Below are 20,983 nucleotides of genomic sequence, written 5' to 3' on the forward strand. Positions count from 1 at the left end.
CTAAAACGTTCATATTCTCATTTTATTCTCATTCTAATTTTATATCAAATAAAATGATATCGCAAACGACGAAAAAAAGTAACCGTTTTTTCACAAATGTATATAAGTATTTCCTTTGCATCTTTCTATGATACACCTTTCTTCTTATTTATATAAAGAAAAAAGTACTGGTAATTTTCCAATCCTTTCCTTATAATTATTCACTTACCGGAAGTACAGCACCTTTATATTCTTTATTAATAAAATCTTGAATTTCTTTTGAATGTAGCACTTCTACTAGCTCTTTAATTTCTTTTTTCTTCTCATCACCTTTACGAACTGCAATGATGTTTGCATATGGAGAGTCTGCTCCTTCAATCGCAATTGCATCCTTTGTTGGATTTAATTTTGCATCAATTGCATAGTTTGAATTAATAAATAAAGCATCACCTTCATTATTTTCATACAGCTTTGGTGACAATCCAGGCTCTACATCTGTTTTAAACTTTAAGTTTTTCGGATTTTCGACTACATCTTTTACTGTTGCCTTAACAACATCTACGCCATCTTTTAGTTTAATAACTCCTCCTTTTTGTAATAATGCGAGCATACGGCCACGCTCCGCTACGTTATTACTCATAATTACTGTTCCGCCATCTGGTAAGTCTTTTAAGCTTTTATATTTCTTAGAATAAATACCCATCGGCTCTAAATGGATTTTTCCTGCGTTTACAATTTTATATCCCTTTTCTTGAATTTCTTTATCTAAGTACGGAATATGCTGGAAGTAGTTCGCATCAATTTCTTTATCCGCTAACGCTTTATTTGGCAGTACATAATCCTGGAACTTTTTAATCTCTAACTTAATGCCTTTTTTCTCTAATATTGGCTGTGCCTTCTCTAGAATAACAGCGTGCGGCACGTTAGAGGCTCCAACAACAAGCTTATTCTCTTCTTTTCCTCCGCAAGCAGCTAATGTAAATACAGACAGCGCTGTAACAACTGACAATAGAATCTTTTTCATATGATGTCCCCTTCTCCCCTATAGTTATGTAGTTATAAAAAAGGCTGGCATACACCAGCCTTTTCAGCAATTATTCTTTTACAGGAACAACTGCCCCTTTATATTCTTTATTAATAAAGTCTTCGATTTCTTTAGAATGCAATACTTCTACAAGCTCTTTAATCTCTTTTTTATCTTTATCACCTTTACGAACCACTAATACGTTTGCGTACGGTGAATCATCACCTTCAATTGCAATTGCATCTTTTTCTGGATTTAATTTCGCATCAATTGCATAGTTTGAGTTAATTAAAACAGCGTCGCCTTCTTTATTGTTATACACTTGTGGTAACAAACCTGGCTCAATATCCGTTTTGAACTTTAAGTTTTTCGGGTTATCTGCAATATCTTTTGGAGTTGCACTAACTGGATCTACTCCGTCTTTAATTTTTAAAATGCCTTCTTTTTGTAAAATTGCTAAACCACGTCCATGGTCAGTAACGGAATTACTCATAATGATTGTCGCCCCGTCTGGAAGTTCTTTTAAGCTCTTATATTTTTGAGAGTATACACCAATTGGTTCAATATGAATTTTCCCTGCTATTTCAAAATCATATTTTTTATCTTTGATTTCTTTTTCTAAATACGGAATGTGCTGGAAATAGTTTGCATCTAATTCCTTATCCGCTAACGATTTATTTGGCAACACGTAATCTTGGAATTTTTTCACTTCTAATTCAATTCCTTTTTTCTCAAGTAACGGTTTTGCTTTTTCTAAAATTTCAGCATGCGGTACGTTAGAAGCACCCACAACAAGTTTCTTTTCATCTTTATCTTTCCCGCCACAAGCAGCTAACCCAAAAATTGAAGTTGAAATAAGTGCCGTAAGTAATAATTTTTTCATTTAAAATATCCTCCCGTTTTTATTATCGTTTATCTATTCGAGTCGTTAAACTATCACCAATCCACTGGATTAAAAATACAACTAGTAATACACAAATTGTCGCAACGATTGTTACATCGTTATTCCCTCTCTGGAATCCTTCTAAGTAAGCAAGTGTTCCAAGGCCACCAGCACCAACAACTCCCGCCATTGCTGTATAGCCTACTAAAGCAATTGTCGTAACCGTAATACCAGATACTAATGCTGGTAATGATTCTGGAATTAACACTTTCAAAATAATTGTGCTTGTTTTTGCTCCCATTGCTTTTGAAGCTTCAATTACACCTTTATCAATTTCGCGAAGTGCAATTTCAACCATTCTCGCATAGAATGGTGCCGCTCCAATAATTAAAGCCGGCAAAGCTGCACTTGCTCCAAGAATTGTTCCAAGAAGAATCTTTGTGAATGGGATTAATAAAATAATTAAAATGATGAACGGTATAGAGCGGAATATATTTACGAATGCTCCAATCACCGTATTAATTGATTTGTTTTCCCATAAATTATCTTTCGCTGTCATGAAGAGTAACAATCCTAAAATTAGTCCTAAAACAAATGTCGCAAGAGCTGCGATTGCCGTCATATATAACGTTTCACCAGTTGCTTCTAACATTTGATTCCAATCAACATTTGCGAGTAACTTATCCATGTGCAATCACCTCCAGCTCTACTTGATCTTGATGAATTCCTTCTATTGCTTGCTGGATCGCTGTTTCCTCACCATTTAAATGAACAACTAAACTACCGTAAGAACCGTTATTCGTTTGTGCAATATTTCCTTGCAAAATGCTAACTTCTATATCACTGCGTTGCATTAATCGTTGAAGCACTGGTCTTTCTACAGCCTCACCGATAAACTGCAAACGAATTACTTTTCCATCTGGATATTTTTCAATTAAACTTTCAATTGTTTCATTTGTATCTTCAGAATCTGTTAACTGCTGTACAAATCGTTTCGTAATATCTTGCTTCGGATTACGGAATACATCAAGTACTGGACCTGTTTCTACAATCTTTCCTCTCTCCATTACCGCTACTCGGTTACATATCTTTCGAATCACGTGCATCTCATGTGTAATGAGTACAATTGTTAAACCAAGGCGCTTATTAATGTCTAATAGTAAATCCAAAATTTGATCTGTCGTTTCTGGATCAAGAGCTGACGTTGCTTCATCACATAAAAGCACTTGTGGATTATTAGCTAAAGCTCTTGCAATCCCGACGCGTTGCTTTTGTCCTCCGCTCAGCTGAGATGGGTACGCGTCTCCTCTCCCTTCTAATCCAACGAGATGAATTAATTCATCAACACGTTTTCTTCTCTGCGCTTTATCAACACCTGCAATTTCAAGTGGAAACTCTATATTTTCACGTACAGTTCGTGACCAAAGTAAGTTAAAGTGCTGAAAAATCATTCCGATTTCTTGCCTTGCCTTACGAAGTTCACTTCCTGTAATTGCTGATATAACACGATTCGCAATTGTAATTTGGCCAGAAGTCGGTTTCTCTAACTGATTAAACAATCTGATTAAAGAACTTTTTCCAGCGCCACTATATCCGATAACACCAAAGATTTCACCTTTGTCTATTTTTAAATTGGCGTTATCTACAGCAGTGACATCACCGCTTTTCGCCTTATATATTTTCTTTACGTTCTCTAATAGAATCATGATGTTCACCCCTTTTTTAAATAAAAAGCGCAAGCGGCTCGTTTAGAACAAGAGGACGCCCGAATCCCTGACGTAGAGGCGCTTTTTGCCTCATACGAAGGGATGAAACGACCGACTGTTCTAGCCGCTGGAGCTAGATTTCATAAAGATTTTAGGTCGACTCCGCAATTTTTTATGTTTAATGCGTGTAGTCCACCGTTATCACTACCTTTATTATTTGAATGTCCTCCACATTCAAACAATAAAAAAACCTTTCTGCTTTAGAGAAGCAGAAAGGTTTATATGCGTATATAACAACATTATCCCTCTCTCTCATCTCTCAAAGCATTCGCTTTGCAGGAATTGGCACCATTTCAACATAAGTTGACGGTTGCCGGGCTTCACAGGGCACAGTCCCTCCACCTCTCTTGATAAGAGAAATCAGATTCAATTTTCGTCTGATTTGAAATTTATTAAATTGTCTATATTTTATGACTTGAATTGTATCAATATACACTCACCATGTCAACAGAAATTTTCGTAAAAAATGAAACTTCAGAATTTTAAGCACCTACTGACATCGGTTTACATATATGAAACATCGATTCCACTAATAACATCGTTCGATACGTTCCCGAATATTGTACACGTCCATCGTTCATTAACATTTGCAATCGTACATTTCCATTCACCAATTGTTCTATATCCTTTTCATCTAAGCAAATGATTTGTTCCGTTCCTCTTTCCTCATGTACCAGCTCTATATAATCTCTTGAAATTTGTAACGAACAACTTTCATCTCCAAAACGAAAATTAACAGTTTTTTCCTCTTGTCTTAAAAGCGGTTCTAAATGATATTGACCATTAGCGTAATTTACAAATGATTGAAGCAAAGAATATAATCTCATCCTAAATCACATCCTTCATATCACTTTCTATTACATACCATTCCCTCTCACTAAAGAGCAATCCTGTTATTTTCGCTCGACAAATACTGTATCCACCCTGCATCTCGACATATTTCCCAAGAAATATGTCGAGGCGGCAAAAATTTTGCCGCCTACTTTAATTCCGTATATAAATATTCAACCGAATGAAATGCGTATATCTTCTTCATCAGTTTCCCATTTTCAAAAACAAGTAAACAAGGTACACTTTCAATCCCATACTCTTTCGCTAAATACGGAGCATAATTTAAATCTAACATCCCAATTTTGAGGCCTTCAATTGTCATCTCAACGACTGTTAACATCTTTTTTGCTAATTGGCATGTTCCACACATTGGAGTATATACATATAATACTGTTTTTTCTTCGTTCTCTATTAGGGCTGTAGCTTCGGCTCCTGTCCAATCAATCACTTCTATCATTCCTTACCGTAAATATTCTGTATAAACGTCAATGTCGGCTCCCCATAATACATTTGCTAAGTGTGTAGATGGCGCAGTTGCCACTTCTCGGTACGAGCGATCAATATAGATATGCTCGGCTTGCGGAAATTCTTTTCGAAATTGTTTCCTTAACTTTTCTCCAGCAGCATCAGCATCCACTAGCACATACACTTCCTTATCAAAAAACTGATCAACGAGCTCATCCATTTTCGACAAACCAATTGTACCATTTGTACAAACAATTTCCACCGGTTCACGAATAATAGATTCAATCTTTCTTCTATCTGATGTACCTTCTACAATAATGACTTTTTCTACATAAATCATATGTCATCACCCGATCACCATATACTATATAACATTGAACTTAGTATATAGTATATTCGTTATTTTCATGTTGTTTCCTGTTTATTTTTGCAAAAGAAAAGCGGAAGCGGCTTGCTCAGAACAAGAGGACATTGGAACTCCTGAACTAGAGGCGCTTTTTGCCTCAAGTGAAGGAGTGAAATGACCGACTGTTCTAGCCGCTGGAGCTGGATCACAAAGAAAAGCGCAAGCGGATCATTCAGATTGTGAGGGGGATGGAGCTTCTGACGTAAAGGCGCTTTTGGCCTTGCAGGAAGAAGCGAAGCCACCGAACAATCTAGCCGCTAGAGCTGGATCATAAAGAAAAGCAGAACCGACTGTTTAGCCCTGTTGGCTAAGGTTCTTTCGTACAGAAGACGCTTTTTGTCTTCTTCGTACGGAAGGTTCTTAGACATGAAGGGCTAGGAGGTGGAGCTGGACAATGAAAAGCACAAGCGGCTCTTTCAGAACAGGAGGGCACCCGAACTCCTTCACTTGAGGCGCCTTTTGCCTCAAGTGAAGGAGTGAAATGACCGACTGTTCTAGCCGCTGGAGCTGGACAATGAAAAGCGCAAGCGGCTCGTTTAGATTGTGAAGACTTATGAAACCTTACCACAAAACAGTTTTTCTCATAATAGCTTATTTATTTACATATAACTTGAATTTCATTATTTCACACAAAATAAAAAAGGACAGCACAAAGGCTGTCCTTTAGTCGACTATAATTAGTCTTGGTTTGTCATTTCTGCATATTTTTCTGCAGTTAATAACTTCTCAACTTGGCTTGCATCAGAAAGTTCAACTTTAACCATCCATGCACCCTCGTATGGAGATTCGTTAACAAGTTCTGGTTGGTCACTTAATTCTTCGTTTACTGCTACAACTTTACCGCTTACAGGTGCGTATAACTCAGAAACTGTTTTAACAGATTCTACGCTTCCGAATGGCTCGTCAGCTTCGATTGTTGCACCTACTTCAGGAAGTTCAACGAATACGATATCGCCTAGCTCACCTTGTGCAAAGTGAGTGATACCGATAACAACTTCATTACCTTCAGTTTTTACCCATTCGTGTTCTTCAGAGTAACGTAAATTATTTGGAATGCTCATGACTGTACCTCCAGTGAATGTATTAATTATGTAAAAATACCTTATTGGTACTTTTTCCACACACTTTCAAACTGCTCTTCGTTAAAACCAAGTGTTACATTCGTTCCATCTGTTACAATTGGACGTTTAATCAACATGCCATCCGATGCTAAAAGCTCATACATTTCGTCTTCGCTTGCATCTTTCAACTTATCTTTTAGACCAAGTTCACGGTAACGCATTCCACTTGTATTAAAGAATTTTTTTAATGGTAATTCACTTTTTTCATGTAAATTACGTAAATCTTCTTTTGATGGTGGATTTTCAACAATATGAATCATCTCATATGCTACATCGTTTGCCTCAAACCATTTCTTTGCCTTTTGACATGTGCCACACTTTGGATATGAATAAAATGTTACTGTCATAAATTCACCTACTTTTTTACTAACCTTTACCTTTATCATATAGAAAACGTTTTATTATTTCAAACCATTATTCGCTAAACTTTTACTTATTTCGTGATAATTTTTAATAATCCTGCGAATTTTTCTTATTTTTCCGCCATTTGTTAAGAAAAAAATAAATATATAAATTTTTTAGATTCTGCACCAAACATATATCTTAAACAAGCGTTTGATTAATTCTCCATTTTTCTTTCTTAGCCTTTGAACTACAGGAGTTTCTTCCTACCGAACATACAGCTTAAACAAACGTTTATTTTAAAAAATAAGAAGCCTCTTTTACACGCTCCTTCATCATCTATTCAAATAATCTGCAATTGTTTGAAATACTACGCTATACATATTATGAATACTTTCTTCTGTGTTTCCACCATTTGATAAACCAATTGCCCATTGTTGCCCTTCACCACTTCCGATATTCGCAAAACCTTGCGTATACATCGCATTTACATCTTTTCGTGCACTGTTATACTCTATCCCTTTTGTAATAAAAATTGAATATGATTTATCTTGTAAACCGATAAAAAACACTGGTTTCTTTAGCGATGAAAATACATTTTTATACTGTTCTGTTGAGGCTTCTTGAAAGTGATCTTTCATTATTAGAAAACCATCCACTTCCTTAGATTTCTTTTCCAGTACCTCTAACTTCATTTCCTCAAACTTTACATTCCTAAACGTATCTTTCGGCTTTTCTCCAACAACTCCAATTACGAGTGCTCTTCCGTTATATTCTAATTTCTCTCCTTCTTTATCCTTTGCACACCCAGCACCGACTAGGCATATCAATATAAAAAATAAGAAATACGATAAACGCTTCATTTAGCACCCTTCCCTTCTTTTTAGTCAAGTGACAAAAACGTAAGGTTAATTCAAGAAAATGTAAGTAAAATCGATAGCCCAATTCACGTTTCTATATTATAATCAATTGAATTTACTTACATTACTAAACATAGGAGATCAACATGAAGAAATTTAAACTTTCATCTTTTCTTCCGTTAAGTTATATACTTCTACTCGTACTCGTAAGTCCCCTTTACGACGTATTAAATAAATCGACTGTTCACGCAGTAGACGTTACAACTATAGTAGATGATTGGATTCCATTTGTAAAAGCATTTATTATTCCTTATTTACTTTGGTTTCCATACTTATACGGCGCACTTATTTATTACTGCTTTGCAGACCGAAAGCAATATTATGTCACTTTAAGTAGTATTATTTTTGGAAAGCTTGCTTGTTTTTCTATTTATTATTTTTGGCAAACAACTGTACCGCGTCCGACTGTCGTTGGGACAGATGTATTTTCTGAACTAGTTCGCTATATTTATAGTATCGATCAACCTGTAAACTGTTTCCCTAGCATTCACGTTCTTACTACATTTGTAATTATGTTAGCTGCCTTTAAGCGTAGAGAACAGCATGCTTGTGAATATTACATCCTTACTTTCTTCGGTACACTTATTATTTTATCAACGCTATTTACGAAGCAGCATGCCTTTGTAGATGCCGTTTCTGGAATGACGCTTGCAAGTATACTTTACTTCGGCGTTCAGCTCTTATTGGCCAAAGAACCGATAAGAGTTCCAGTAAAACAAAATCATAGAATGTAGCATGACAAAAAAGCAGACTGTGGCTTCTCAGTCTGCTTTTATCTATTAGTAAGGAGATTTTCAACTTAAGATTGCGGTACAGTCATATCACCAGAGTGAATACGACCTGCTTTTTTAAGAGCAATGTAAAGTATATAAGAAACAGCTACTGGAATGACGATATAAGTAATTACCATCGCCGGGAGAACTTCCCACCCTTGGCTGGAAATTAAATTAATTGGTGCGATAAGAGAACTTAATCCAAGACCTGCAATTTCCTTTCCTGCTTCCAGTTGGAAAATTAATGCTGATACTGGACCGACTATAGCACTGGCGACGACAGTTGGAACGAGAATCATTGGGTTTTTAGTGATATTTGGCAACTGTACTTTCGGAGTACAAAGTGCTTGAGCTAATATGCCACCTAAATTGTTTTCTTTCGCTGAGATGACAGAGAATCCGATAAACTGAGCGACGCATCCGGCAAGAGCAGCAGCACCTGCAACACCGTCTAAGCTAAGTACAATTGCTAACGCAGCTGATGAAGCTGGAGAGATAAGTAATAGTCCCCAAACTACTGCAATGACGATAGAAGCAATAAACGGACTACCAGCTGAGCTATCTTTAATAAACGCTCCAACTGCATTTAAAACAGGAGTAATATTATGAGATAACCAAATACCAACTAAACCAGAACCTAATATTGCTGCAAATGGAACGAGCATCATATCTAACGCAGTTTTTCCGCTTAAACGTTTACCAATATATACAGCTAAAGTTGCTGTTAATAATGCACCGATTGGCTCACCTGTTTTAATAATTAGACCAGCTTCAGTAATTGAAATGGATCCGGCACCAATTGCTCCGGCTACCATCGCCGAGAAGATTACAAGACCGTTTGCACCGAGCATAAAAGCAATGCCGGCACCAATCGCCGGTGCCATAAGGGATTTTGCAACAACTCCGATTGTAATAAGTAATGGTATATCAACAATTCTTCCTATATTTTCGATCAGTAAACCAATTCCGAGGGATACGAAAATACCTTGTGCGATTCCAGCAGATGCTTTAAATACACGAGACATTATATATTCCTTCATTCGTTTCACCTTCTTCTATAAGTTAGTAACCAATTGTTTTCATATAATCACGTAAAATATCGTTTGATTTTGCGAATCGAGATTCTTCATCCTCTGTTAAATTGAGTTCTACAACTTCTCTTATACCGTCTCTAGTAATAATAGCAGGTACTCCTGTACAAATATCATATTCACCGTACTCACCATCTAAAATGGCTGATACAGCAATAACACGGTGATCATCATTAAAGATTGAACTCGCAATATATGCTAGAGAATTTCCAATTCCGTAATAAGTAGTACCTTTTCGTTTATAAATTTCCCAGCCAGCTTTTGCAGTCTTCTCAACAATTTCATCTAAATCTATTTCACCAAATCGTTCTTTTTGTTCTTCTAAAATTTGCAGAACTGGCTTTCCACCAACAGTTACATGAGACCAAGCAACCATTTGAGAATCACCATGTTCTCCTAATGAATACCCATGGATACTACGAGGGTCTACATGTAGCATTTCAGATAAAATTGTTCTTAAGCGAGAAGAATCTAATGATGTACCAGTACCGATTACGCGATTTCTAGGTAATCCAGATAATTTCCACACTTCATATGTAATAATATCAACTGGGTTCGATGCAAGTAAGAAAATACCATCAAATCCACTTTCCATTACGCCGCCAACAACACTTTCCATAATCTTCGCACTCGCTCCTAAAGTATCTAAGCGACTTTGTCCAGGTTTTGGTGCTGGCCCTGCTGTAATAATAACAATGTCCATATCTTTGCAGTCTTCATAGCTTCCTGCATATACTTTTGTTCTTGTATTTGTAAAGTTAATGCAATGTGATAAATCCATCGCTTCCCCAACTGCACGTTCATGATTTATATCAATTAATAATAGTTCTTCGCAAATTCCTTGATTTACAATGGAATACGCACAACTTGATCCAACTAATCCAGTACCGATAATTGCAATTTTTCTTGTATGTCTTTTCATAGCAATCTCTCCTAATTGATCATATAATCTATTTCTTTTGCTCTTTACACTCCTAATTATAGAGGTTCCCACGATAGAAACCATGGATACTTTGTGAAATATTGAACAAAGTATTTGTCCTTTTTGTGAATTGTTATATTCCATTTTCGTCATATTTGTTACAACTGGAAAAATATTTATTTTATATTTATTGACATGCTCAAAACAAAAAACGAGCGACTTCATTCGCCCGTTTTTTGTCATCCCGTTATTCCGCACTTAATTGACTTTTTAATTGCTGCACAATCATTGGATTAGCAGGTGCTGCCGGTTTGTAATAACTTTTTTGCTTTGCGTACTCATACATATTACGTTGGCGCATCTCATCTTGATTACGAATTTGAATTAACGTTTGATGTAACTGCTCATTATCAGACTGAGCAATATAATTTGCATAGCTTGTTAAACTTGCATTTAATCCTGCTAAATAATCATTTACCATATCTTTTTCATTCATTTTCCGCTTCCTCCTATCCTAGGAAAGTCATTAATTGCTGTTTCGTATTTCGTGCATCTTGCGCATCCTTTTGTAACATTTGTTTCAATTGTGGATCTGTACACGTTTGTGCATACTGCTCCAACTTGTTAATAATTGTTGCGTGTCCACCAATTAAATGACGTAAGTTTTCTACTTCAAGCTCTGTTAAATTTTGCATGGAATACTCCTACCTTTCTTTATTCGTTCACTGTTAGTATTTAGCTATTTTTTGATTGTATACATGAATTAACTTTTTCACGTGCATACAAAATAAAAGATGAATAGCTAAGCCATTCATCTTTTATACTGGTTATGTATTTATTTTTATAGAGATACAATCATACTTATACTCACAAGTAAGTTCCATACAATGTGTAAAATAATACTAGGTATAATAGATTGCGTCTTTTTGTATAACATTGCAAATACCATTCCCATAATCGTTGCTGTAATTAGAAGACCTCCATGAAGAATTCCAAAAATGAAGGAAGAAATAATGATACTAACTAAAAAATTATATTTCTTTTCTAAAAATCGATATAAAATACCTCGAAATAGAATTTCTTCTTTAACCGGCGTAATGATAGCAATACTTAACACATATATAATACTTTGTATGTTATTTTGAAGTCCTAAACCTCCTAATTGTTCCTTTTGTTCTGCTGCACTTTCAAAACTAAACACATGTAACATTAAATATTGTGATACTGCAATGATAATAAAACCAATTAATAGATATAAATATGTCTTCCCATTCTTCAAAACGGATACATCCCAAATGTATTTAATAAAATGAAGAACTGGTTTATAAGCTAATAAAACGATAGCAACAACAATTGCATCGAATAAGAGTAAGTAATATCCTTCTAATTTAGTACTTAATGCTTCTTCTCCATAAATCTCAAAGGCTAAACCAAGAAATAATCCTCCTAGGAGTGAAATCCCTATAATCATTGCTATCATTACAAATAGATTTTTATATGTTATATTCTCGATTTTTCTTTCCACACTATACGCTTCTAACACTGTTTTACCCACAGTATCCCTCCAGTTATTCTCATTTATCTCATTAAAATCCTTTAATTTAAATATAAATATAATATAACGAATTTTACAAAAAGAATAATATGTAATTTTACATATTATGAAAACTTTATATTTTATAGTTTTAGGAATAGAATTGCTATGCAATAATTATTATATGAAATTTCAAAAAATACTCCCTATCCACTATAACCCTCGCATCATATAAAACTTATTAGTTAAAGGAGCAATGAGCATGAAAACACATGACTTCCTTACAGAAATCCAGAAGGGCTCTGAGCCTAGTCCATATCAAGATCCTATTGCTTTTATTTTCGTTTGCCTTTCCGTAGCTATATACACATTTTTCAAACCTGCTAAATAATATCATGTAATGAGAAAAAGCCTACCGCTCTTTTCGAATCATATGCACTAAAAAACCTTAGAATCACTTCTAAGGTTTTTGTTTGCCTCGCTTCTTATTCACGTAACCCTTTAATAAACGTTTCCAATAATACATGTAAACTTGTATCCAGATCTAACGGCAAACCAAATCCGCCTTGCTGTTCAATCGAAGCAAATCCATGACAAATACTTCTGAATCCGCGTGTCGCATGAAGTGCATTCTCTCCTTCTAAGCCATACTGTTGTAATACTTGAAGACAAAGCTTTACAATTCCGTCACCTGCTTTTCTTACTTCTTCATCTCGTAAAAAAGTTGCTTCATATAGTCCAGGATGTTTTCGGACAAATGCTACATACGCTTCTCCTAATGCATGAATTGCTTCATCCATACGTTTATCCTCGGCCGCTTCTTCCAGTTTGTTATGCAGCTGTTTGATTCCGTAAATACCAAGATTTTTCCGTACATCTTGTAACCCTTTTACATGATTATATAGTGAGGGCGAACGTATCCCTAACCTTTGCGCTAATGAAGCTAATGTCACTTCTTGTATTCCATTTGCATCTGCAATTTCTGCAGCTGTTTCTACAATTTTCTGTAATGTAAGTCCGATTCTCGGTGACATAAATTAACCCTCTTTCTTACTTTCTATATTCCGTTTCGCTTCCTTAATAGCAAGCTCTATGGCAGTGCCTGGATTCTTTATCATTTTCCCATGTCCTGCCGCAAGCAAGGAAGGCTCATATTCGCTTAACTTCTCTGCACTTTGTACTGATATTTCTTTACTCCACGTTGCCATCGCAGGAAACGGAAACCAAAATTTCATTTGTCCCGAAACAGCCATACCTCCTCTTGTTTGAAATGCATCCCCAACAATAAGAGCTTTATTTCGTACATCAAGAAACGACATGGATCCTGGCGTATGTCCCGGTGTCATAATCGCAAGAAGCGATCCAACTCGGTCTCCATCTTCTAATAAAACATCAGGTACCGTTTTTACCTTTTTAGGTACACCGCCTTTTATCGGTATATTTGGTTCATCCTTTTGTAACGTCGTATCTCCTTCTAACAGCTTTGCGTCCCGCTTAGAAATATAGACTGGAACATGAGGGAGTACTTCCTTTAATGCGTCTAATGCACCTATGTGATCATCATGCGCATGTGTTAATACAATCTTAGTAATTCGTTTTCCTATTTTCTCAGCCGCCTGTAAAATACTTTTTGCGCTATATGGCAAAGCCGCATCAATTAAAGTTAAACCATCTTCTTCCTCCACAAAGTAACAATTCACAGGAAACACTCTTGGCAAAAATGACAATTGATATACCGTTTGTTCATGTATCATTCTCATATTTCCATCTCCCTTTTCACGAAAACTAATACTATTAGTTTTATTATACTAATGTCATTAGTTTTATGTCACTAAAAATTTCATTTTTTCCAAAAAAAAAGAAAAGCAGCCGTTTATACGACTACTTTTCTGTACAGCTATTAAACTGTGTAACGCTCATCTTCTAAAATTTTCGCAGCGATTTCACGTTTCTTCGGAATTACGTTAAGTGGTGTATGGCGAGTTAATTTACGTAATGATGATAACATCATGCGCAGCATGTCGCCGTTTTCAACTGCGATAAGTGTTTCTTTCGCATCTGCTTCAATTTCGTTGAATGCTTCTTGGCAGAATACTTCAGTGTATAACACTTTTTGTTTATTCTTTTCAAGACCAGTTGTTTTGATCGCTTTTTCTGTACGAAGAACAGCTGATTCCATTGCGTATAGGTTGCTTACGATGTCAGCGATATTCACAAGAATTTCTTGCTCTTTATCTAATGCTTTACCATATTTTTGAGCTGCTAATCCAGCTACCATTAAGCCGATTTTCTTCGCGTTACTTACTAAATATTTTTGAAGTGCTAATGGCTCATCACCCACTTCTTCTGGCATCATCATCATTAACTCTTCTTGTAATTTTTGTGCTTTTTGAAGAAGTGGTAATTCACCTTTCATCGCTTTACGTAAGAACGTACCTGGTACGATTAGGCGGTTAATTTCGTTCGTTCCTTCAAAAATACGGTTAATACGAGAATCACGGTACATTCTTTCAATCTCGTATTCTGCCATAAATCCGTAACCACCGTGAATTTGAACACCTTCATCTACTGTATAGTCTAATACTTCAGAACCGAATACTTTGTTTAAAGAGCACTCGATTGCATATTCAGCGATAGAAGCTGCTACTGCTTTACCGTCTTTTACTTCTTCTTCAGATAATGTGCTCATGCGGCTTTCGAATAAACCTACTGTACGATATACAGAGCTTTCAGCTGCATATGTTTTTGCTGCCATATTCGCAAGTTTCTCTTGAATTAATGGGAAGCGAGCGATTGGTTGTTTGAACTGTTGACGTTGGTTTGCATATTGTGCTGAAATTTCTACTGCACGTTTCGCAGATCCAACTGTACCAACACCTAATTTATAACGACCGATATTTAAAATGTTGAATGCGATAATATGACCTTTACCGATTTCACCAAGTAAGTTTTCTTTCGGTACTAACGCATCTTCTAAAATTAACGTACGAGTTGAAGAACATTTAATACCCATTTTCTTTTCTTCTGGGCTTGTAGATACGCCAGCGTAGTCTTTCTCTACAATAAATGCTGAGAAGTGCTCGCCATCTATTTTTGCATATACAACGAATACGTCAGCGAATGCAGAGTTTGTAATCCATTGTTTTTCACCGTTTAATACGTAATGTGTACCTTCTGCATTTAAACGTGCAGTTGTTTTTGCGCCTAATGCGTCAGATCCTGAACCTGGCTCTGTTAATGCGTATGCAGCTAATTTTTCACCAGTTGCAAGTAATGGTAAATACTTTTTCTTTTGCTCTTCGTTACCGAATAATACGATTGGTAAAGATCCGATACCTACGTGAGCACCGTGAGTAATTGCAAAACCACCAGCGCGAGAGAATTTCTCTGCGATTAACGCTGAGCTTACTTTATCAAGACCAATTCCGCCGTACTCTTCTGGTACGTCAGCGCCTAATAAACCAAGTTCTCCAGCTTCTTTTAAAAGACGAACTGAACGATCAAACTCATGTTGCTCTAAATATTCAAGCTCTGGAAGAACTTCATTTACGATAAAGTCCTCTGTCGTTTTAGCAATCATTTTATGCTCAGATGAAAAATCTTCTGGCGTAAACACTTGATCAATCGTAATCTCATCTACTAAAAAGCTACCGCCTTTAACCGCATTTCCTACTGTTTTTTCCATGAAAATTTCCTCCTTCATATTTTCATGAGCCGCTTCTCTCTTTTTGAAAGAAGCTGGCTCTCCCTTTTGTTTTTATAAACCTTTGTTGCTTCCATTCTTTTTTTATAATCCAGTTTCAGTGGCTAGAACAGTCGGTCGTTTCACCCCTTCCTTTGAGGCAAAAAGCGCCTCTTCGTCAGGGCTTCCAACGCCCTCCTGTTCTGAGCAAGCCACTTCCACTTTTTTTATAGTCCAGTTCCAGCGGCTAGAATGTTCGGTGGCTTCGCTTCTTCCTACGAGGCAAAGAGCGCCTCTACGTCTGAAGCTCCATCCCCCTCACATTCTGAACAAGCCGATTCCACTTTTTTTATAGTAATTCAAATACTCCCGCTGCTCCCATTCCGCCGCCGATACACATTGTTACGATACCGAATTGTTCGTTGCGGCGTTTCATTTCGTGAATAAGAGATAGTGTTAGTTTTGCTCCTGTACAGCCAAGTGGATGTCCAAGTGCGATTGCACCGCCGTTTACGTTTACTTTTTCTTCATCTAAACCAAGTTCACGAATAACTTGGATTGATTGTGAAGCGAATGCTTCATTTAGTTCGAATAGGCCGATATCAGATAGCTCTAAACCAGCTAGTTTTAACGCTTTCGGAATTGCAGCGATTGGACCGATTCCCATTACTTCTGGTGGTACGCCAGCTACTGCAAATGAACGGAATTTCGCGAGTGGCTTCATGCCATCGCTCACTGCTTTTTCGCGATCCATTAATAGTACAGATGCTGCACCATCACTCATTTGTGAAGAGTTACCAGCTGTTACAGAACCGCGAACGTTAAATGCTGGACGTAATTTCCCTAAAATGTCTAGCGTTGTCTCTGCTCTTACACCTTCGTCTTGTGCGAAAGTGATTGTTTCTTCTTGCAGTTTATTGTTTGATCCAACCGAGCGTAACGTCACATCTACAGATACTGTTTCATCAGCAAAGTTTCCTGCAGCTAATGCTTTCGCAGCGCGTTGATGACTTCTTACTGCAAATGCATCTTGCTCTTCACGAGAAATTCCATATTTCACAGCAACTTGCTCTGCTGTATGTCCCATACCCATATAATATTCTGGAGCCGCTTCTACAAGGCGACTATTCGGACGAACAACGTGTCCCATCATTGGAACTAAACTCATTGATTCTGCTCCGCCTGATAATACAGCTTCAGAGTGACCAAGCATAATACGCTCAGCTCCGTAAGCGATACTTTGTAAACCTGAAGAACAGTAACGGTTAATCGTAATAGCTGGAACATCGTAAGAAAGTCCTGCTAATCCGCCGATATTACGAGCCATATTTAAACCTTGCTCTGCTTCTGGCATCGCACAACCGAAAATTAAATCATCGATTGGTCCTTCATAATTTGCACGCTTTAACGTTTCCTTTACTACTAACGCCCCTAGATCGTCAGGACGAACTGTTTTTAATGAACCCCTCTTTGCTTTTCCAATTGGTGTTCTTGCTCCCGCAACAATGACAGCTTCTCTCATGAACGATATCTCCCCTCGTTATTAGTTACGTAATGGCTTTCCTTTTACAAACATGTGCTGCATTCTTGCTTGTGATTTCATCTCACTTACTAAGCTAATAAATGCTTCACGTTCTACATCTAATAAATATTGCTCATCAACTTCTGTTCCGTACGGCACTTTTCCGCCCGCAATGACATATGCAAGTTTCTTAGCAATGTGAAGATCGTACTCTGAAATGTAACCAGATAAATGCATTGCTTCCGCACCAAGTGCAAGAGTTGCATATCCTGTTTCCCCAACAACTGGTATCTTTTTACGGATCGGCGCTTTATAACCAGCTTCATATAAAGCAAGTGCTTTCTGTTTCGCATCGTATAGTAAGTGATCACCATTCACACTAATACCATCTTTATCACCTAAGAAGTTATGAGAAACTGCTTCTTGTCCTGAAGTTGAAACTTTCGCCATTGCGACTGTTTCGAACACTTTATTTGCAACTTTTTGCAGATCAAACTCTACACCGTTTGCCATTTTGTTTAAGTGTTTAATGTATAGCTCTTTATTACCGCCTCCGCCAGGGATTAAGCCAACACCAACTTCTACTAAGCCCATATACGTTTCACTAGAAGCTTGAATGCTCGCTGCTGGTAAGCAAACTTCTGTACCTCCGCCAAGCGTCATACCATATGGTGCTGCTACAACTGGCTTAGAAGAGTACTTAATTTTCGTCATTGCATCTTGGAAGTTTTTCACAACCCACTCAATTTCAAAGTAGTTATCGTCTTGTGCTTCCATTAAGATCATTGCTAGGTTCGCACCAACGCAGAAGTTCTTCGATTGGTTACCGATAACAAGACCTTTATAATTCTTTTCTACTTCATCAACAGCATAGTTAATCATTTGCGTAATATCCATACCGATTGCATTGCTCTTCGAATGGAACTCTAAGCAAAGGATACCGTCGCCTAAATCAATTAAGCTCGCTCCGCTATTTTTCTTTAATACACCATTTTTCGCTTTTAATTGCTTAAGAGAAATTGCTTTTTTATTACGCTCGATTAGCTTATATTCGCCATTATCGTAATAGTAGCTATCGCCGTTATCATGTTTATAGAAAGTAGTGAAACCTTTCTCTAACATTTCTTTCACCCAAGTAGGAACAACTACGCCGTTTTCTTCCATCTTTTGAACAGATTTTTCAACGCCGATTGCATCCCACACTTCAAACGGTCCTTGCTCCCAGCCGAAGCCCCACTTCATCGCTTGGTCAATTGCAACGATATCGTCAGCAATTTCTTTATGAAGTTTTGCAGAGTATAAAAGAGTTGGTGTAATGATGTTCCATAATAACTCTCCTGCACGGTCTTTCGCGTATACAAGCGCTTTCAATTTATTCGCTAATCCTTTTTCTTGTTTACTTAACTCTACGGATGCAGCTTTTAATTTTTTACGCGCTTCGTATTCCATCGTTTCAGGGTTTAATTCTAAAATTTCTTTTCCTTGTTTTAAGAAGAAGCCTTGACCTGTTTTGCTTCCAAGCCATTTTTTATCAAGCATGTCATGCATGAAAGCTGGTACTTTAAATACATCACGCTCTTCTTCTTGCACATTTTCATATACGTTATTTGCAACGTGTACGAATGTATCTAAACCGACAACATCTAATGTGCGGAACGTTGCGCTCTTCGGACGACCGATAAGTGGGCCTGTTACAGAATCAACTTCCCCAATGCTATAGCCGCGTTTTACCATCTCTTGAAGAGTAACAAGTAAACCGTACGTACCGATGCGGTTTCCAATAAAGTTTGGTGTATCTTTTGCGATAACAACGCCTTTTCCAAGAACGTCTTCGCCAAATAGTTTCATGAAGCTTAATACTTGTGGATCTGTTTCTTTCGTCGGTATTACCTCTAGAAGTTTTAAATATCGTGGTGGGTTAAAAAAGTGTGTGCCTAAGAAGTGTTTCTGGAAGTCGTCTGAACGACCTTCTGCCATTTTTTCAACTGAAATGCCTGACGTATTCGAGCTTACAATTGAGCCCGGTTTACGAACAGCGTCTACTTTTTCAAATAATTTCTTTTTAATATCTAAGTTTTCAACTACTACTTCAATAATCCAATCTACATCAGCTAGACGCTCAAGATCATCTTCTAAGTTACCTGCTTCAATCAGTGCTAGATTTCCTTTCACTGTCAGAGGAGCTGGTTTTTGCTTTAATAGTTTTTGCACAGCCGTATTACTAAAACGATTTCTCACACTTTTATGTTCTAATGTAAGTCCCTTCACTTCTTCTTTCGTAAGCGCAGGTGGTACAATATCAAGCAATAATGTCGGAATACCAATATTAGCTAAGTGTGCCGCAATTCCCGAACCCATTACGCCTGAACCTAGAACAGCAGCCTTTTTAATTTGGAACATCCAATTCTCCCCCTATTCTTGAATGAATGCTCATTCAATTTTTCGACATAAGTCGCAATCAATGAGTGAGCCTCTACTAATAAATATATGATACTGTTTAAATTTTCGCAATATATTTATTGATAAAATTTTCTGAAATAAATATTTTTCTTTCATTTGGCCATGCTATATATGTATTTTCTTCACTAAAATACACTTTCCCTTTTTATAATCTGACGAAACTGGAGGAATATATATGGCAAAACTTAAGAAGAACCCTTCAAAGGCTGGAATTAGTGCAGCTAGTGTAACTGGAAACGCAGGTCCGCATAACCACGGCGTGGAAAAAGGACGTCAAGGTAATAACCAACAATATAAAAAGCATAATATGGGCGAAAAATAACGCTATATTTTTGGGCAGAGAACGTGGCATAATGATTAATGGCTGCTTTTTCTGCCCAATTTATTTGTAACAAATGAGGGAATTATAATGAAACGAACAATAGTTATGATTGTAATGATTGCCACACTATTTACAGGGATGATTTTCTTCTCTTATGCACAAAGGCAACAATCTGTAAGAGCTGATCAACCTAATATTACTGGGCAATACGGAGTTACAATCGATGCAGACACAGGTGAAATTTTGTATGGGAAACGTGAAGACGAACGCTCTTATCCGGCTAGTATAGCCAAAATGATGACAACCCTTCTTTTACTAGAGAATGTAAAAGAAGATGAAGAAATTACAGTTACAGAAAACGCAATTAAAACAGAAAGTCAAAGTAAGAAAATTAAACTTCGTGCTGGAGAAAAATTAAAGCGTGATGAGGCATTAAAACTTATGCTTATCATTAGTGCAGATCCAATAGCTGAATCAATTGCAGAACATATCGCAGGATCAAAAAATGAATTTGTGAAAATGATGAATGCTAGAGCGAAGGAACTCGGTACAAAGCATGCGACTTTCAAGAACGCAAGTGGTGCTGATGCACTTGGAAATAAAGTATCGCCATATGACATTGCTATTATTACGAAAGAAGCATTAAAGTATCCAGTTGTTTTAGAATATATGAATTCAACACGTACAACTCTACATACTTCAGAACGCTCTCCAAACATCGCAAACTACGGACGAGAAGAACTATATGATGATCCATATGCGATTGGAAGTAAAAGCGGTCTATCAGCACTTGGCAAATATACAGTCGTAACAGTGGATGAAAAAGACGGTAAACGCGTCATTAACGTCGTATTATCTTCTACTCGTGCGCAACTATATCCTGATACGAAGAAAATGGCACATTATGCATTTCAGCAATTAAAATAACCAAGGAGTATTT

23 protein-coding genes and 1 riboswitch are annotated in these 20,983 nt (G+C 36.9%); of the genes, 3 read left to right on the forward strand and 20 right to left on the reverse strand.

What is annotated here, in order from left to right; genetic code table 11:
* Nucleotides 1-196: 196 nt before the first annotated feature.
* The 10 genes from metQ (MR169_RS10715) to MR169_RS10760 all read right to left on the reverse strand — a co-directional run bounded on the left by metQ (MR169_RS10715) (nt 197) and on the right by MR169_RS10760 (nt 7,680).
* On the reverse strand, nt 197-1,003 hold the full coding sequence (gene metQ / locus MR169_RS10715; RefSeq protein WP_000722399.1) for a methionine ABC transporter substrate-binding lipoprotein MetQ: 807 nt from the start codon (nt 1,001-1,003) through the stop codon (nt 197-199).
* Nucleotides 1,004-1,073: 70 nt separating this feature from the next.
* Nucleotides 1,074-1,886: a methionine ABC transporter substrate-binding lipoprotein MetQ gene (metQ, locus tag MR169_RS10720; protein WP_000735097.1), complete on the reverse strand. Its 813-nt coding sequence runs from the start codon at nt 1,884-1,886 to the stop codon at nt 1,074-1,076.
* 22 nt (nt 1,887-1,908) lie between these two features.
* A complete protein-coding gene (locus MR169_RS10725) occupies nt 1,909-2,574 on the reverse strand; it encodes a methionine ABC transporter permease (protein ID WP_000359401.1) in 666 nt (221 codons plus the stop codon).
* The gene (locus MR169_RS10730; RefSeq protein ID WP_000601767.1) at nt 2,567-3,592 is read right to left on the reverse strand and encodes a methionine ABC transporter ATP-binding protein; all 1,026 of its coding nucleotides are present in this window, start codon (nt 3,590-3,592) and stop codon (nt 2,567-2,569) included. Before MR169_RS10730 ends, MR169_RS10725 begins: the two co-directional genes overlap by 8 nt.
* A gap of 309 nt (nt 3,593-3,901) precedes the next feature.
* Nucleotides 3,902-4,009, reverse strand: a riboswitch (SAM riboswitch).
* Nucleotides 4,010-4,134: 125 nt separating this feature from the next.
* Nucleotides 4,135-4,479, reverse strand: a complete 345-nt coding sequence (locus MR169_RS10735; RefSeq protein WP_001242139.1) for a hypothetical protein — start codon at nt 4,477-4,479, stop codon at nt 4,135-4,137.
* A 152-nt stretch (nt 4,480-4,631) separates the two neighbouring features.
* The gene (locus tag MR169_RS10740; RefSeq protein WP_002001388.1) at nt 4,632-4,940 is read right to left on the reverse strand and encodes a thioredoxin family protein; all 309 of its coding nucleotides are present in this window, start codon (nt 4,938-4,940) and stop codon (nt 4,632-4,634) included.
* 3 nt (nt 4,941-4,943) lie between these two features.
* Entirely contained in the window at nt 4,944-5,288 is a 345-nt protein-coding gene (locus MR169_RS10745; RefSeq protein ID WP_000640867.1) for a toprim domain-containing protein, read from the reverse strand.
* 743 nt (nt 5,289-6,031) lie between these two features.
* Nucleotides 6,032-6,415, reverse strand: coding sequence for a glycine cleavage system protein GcvH (gcvH, locus tag MR169_RS10750; protein ID WP_000026896.1), 384 nt, complete (start codon nt 6,413-6,415; stop codon nt 6,032-6,034).
* Between the two features lie 41 nt (nt 6,416-6,456).
* Nucleotides 6,457-6,822: an arsenate reductase family protein gene (locus MR169_RS10755; RefSeq protein ID WP_000218968.1), complete on the reverse strand. Its 366-nt coding sequence runs from the start codon at nt 6,820-6,822 to the stop codon at nt 6,457-6,459.
* Between the two features lie 330 nt (nt 6,823-7,152).
* Nucleotides 7,153-7,680: a hypothetical protein gene (locus MR169_RS10760; protein WP_242319365.1), complete on the reverse strand. Its 528-nt coding sequence runs from the start codon at nt 7,678-7,680 to the stop codon at nt 7,153-7,155.
* A 143-nt stretch (nt 7,681-7,823) separates the two neighbouring features.
* On the opposite strand from MR169_RS10760, the gene MR169_RS10765 reads away from it, so the two are divergent.
* On the forward strand, nt 7,824-8,471 hold the full coding sequence (locus MR169_RS10765; RefSeq protein ID WP_242319366.1) for a phosphatase PAP2 family protein: 648 nt from the start codon (nt 7,824-7,826) through the stop codon (nt 8,469-8,471).
* Nucleotides 8,472-8,536: 65 nt separating this feature from the next.
* Here MR169_RS10765 and MR169_RS10770 read toward each other — a convergent pair whose 3' ends face one another.
* The 10 genes from MR169_RS10770 to MR169_RS10815 form a co-directional block, all read right to left on the reverse strand.
* Nucleotides 8,537-9,550 (reverse strand): PTS sugar transporter subunit IIC, encoded by a 1,014-nt coding sequence (locus tag MR169_RS10770; protein WP_242319367.1) that lies wholly within the window; start codon nt 9,548-9,550, stop codon nt 8,537-8,539.
* A 22-nt stretch (nt 9,551-9,572) separates the two neighbouring features.
* Nucleotides 9,573-10,523 (reverse strand): L-lactate dehydrogenase, encoded by a 951-nt coding sequence (locus MR169_RS10775; RefSeq protein ID WP_000820652.1) that lies wholly within the window; start codon nt 10,521-10,523, stop codon nt 9,573-9,575.
* Nucleotides 10,524-10,770: 247 nt separating this feature from the next.
* The gene (locus tag MR169_RS10780; RefSeq protein ID WP_001002987.1) at nt 10,771-11,019 is read right to left on the reverse strand and encodes a spore coat protein; all 249 of its coding nucleotides are present in this window, start codon (nt 11,017-11,019) and stop codon (nt 10,771-10,773) included.
* Nucleotides 11,020-11,032: 13 nt separating this feature from the next.
* On the reverse strand, nt 11,033-11,218 hold the full coding sequence (locus MR169_RS10785) for a hypothetical protein (RefSeq protein ID WP_001180555.1): 186 nt from the start codon (nt 11,216-11,218) through the stop codon (nt 11,033-11,035).
* A 146-nt stretch (nt 11,219-11,364) separates the two neighbouring features.
* Nucleotides 11,365-12,078 carry a CPBP family intramembrane glutamic endopeptidase gene (locus tag MR169_RS10790; RefSeq protein WP_000520912.1) on the reverse strand — a complete coding sequence of 238 codons (714 nt, stop codon included), beginning with the start codon at nt 12,076-12,078 and terminating at the stop codon, nt 11,365-11,367.
* A 464-nt stretch (nt 12,079-12,542) separates the two neighbouring features.
* Entirely contained in the window at nt 12,543-13,091 is a 549-nt protein-coding gene (locus MR169_RS10795; RefSeq protein WP_000074923.1) for a TetR/AcrR family transcriptional regulator, read from the reverse strand.
* A 3-nt stretch (nt 13,092-13,094) separates the two neighbouring features.
* Nucleotides 13,095-13,817: an MBL fold metallo-hydrolase gene (locus tag MR169_RS10800; protein WP_001242350.1), complete on the reverse strand. Its 723-nt coding sequence runs from the start codon at nt 13,815-13,817 to the stop codon at nt 13,095-13,097.
* A 140-nt stretch (nt 13,818-13,957) separates the two neighbouring features.
* Nucleotides 13,958-15,742, reverse strand: a complete 1,785-nt coding sequence (locus MR169_RS10805; protein ID WP_000416290.1) for an acyl-CoA dehydrogenase family protein — start codon at nt 15,740-15,742, stop codon at nt 13,958-13,960.
* Between the two features lie 346 nt (nt 15,743-16,088).
* On the reverse strand, nt 16,089-17,261 hold the full coding sequence (locus MR169_RS10810; RefSeq protein ID WP_001206333.1) for an acetyl-CoA C-acetyltransferase: 1,173 nt from the start codon (nt 17,259-17,261) through the stop codon (nt 16,089-16,091).
* A 21-nt stretch (nt 17,262-17,282) separates the two neighbouring features.
* Complete coding sequence (locus MR169_RS10815) at nt 17,283-19,661, reverse strand: 3-hydroxyacyl-CoA dehydrogenase NAD-binding domain-containing protein (RefSeq protein WP_242319368.1); 2,379 nt, start codon at nt 19,659-19,661, stop codon at nt 17,283-17,285.
* Nucleotides 19,662-19,896: 235 nt separating this feature from the next.
* Here MR169_RS10815 and MR169_RS10820 point away from each other — a divergent pair, with 235 nt between their 5' ends.
* Together MR169_RS10820 and MR169_RS10825 are read left to right on the forward strand one after the other, a co-directional pair.
* Nucleotides 19,897-20,043 (forward strand): YuzL family protein, encoded by a 147-nt coding sequence (locus MR169_RS10820; RefSeq protein WP_001096344.1) that lies wholly within the window; start codon nt 19,897-19,899, stop codon nt 20,041-20,043.
* Nucleotides 20,044-20,130: 87 nt separating this feature from the next.
* Nucleotides 20,131-20,970 (forward strand): D-alanyl-D-alanine carboxypeptidase family protein, encoded by an 840-nt coding sequence (locus tag MR169_RS10825; RefSeq protein ID WP_044794995.1) that lies wholly within the window; start codon nt 20,131-20,133, stop codon nt 20,968-20,970.
* Nucleotides 20,971-20,983: the final 13 nt, after the last annotated feature.

This window comes from Bacillus cereus group sp. BfR-BA-01349, from assembly GCF_022663795.1.
In the GTDB taxonomy this organism is placed as follows: domain Bacteria; phylum Bacillota; class Bacilli; order Bacillales; family Bacillaceae_G; genus Bacillus_A; species Bacillus_A cereus.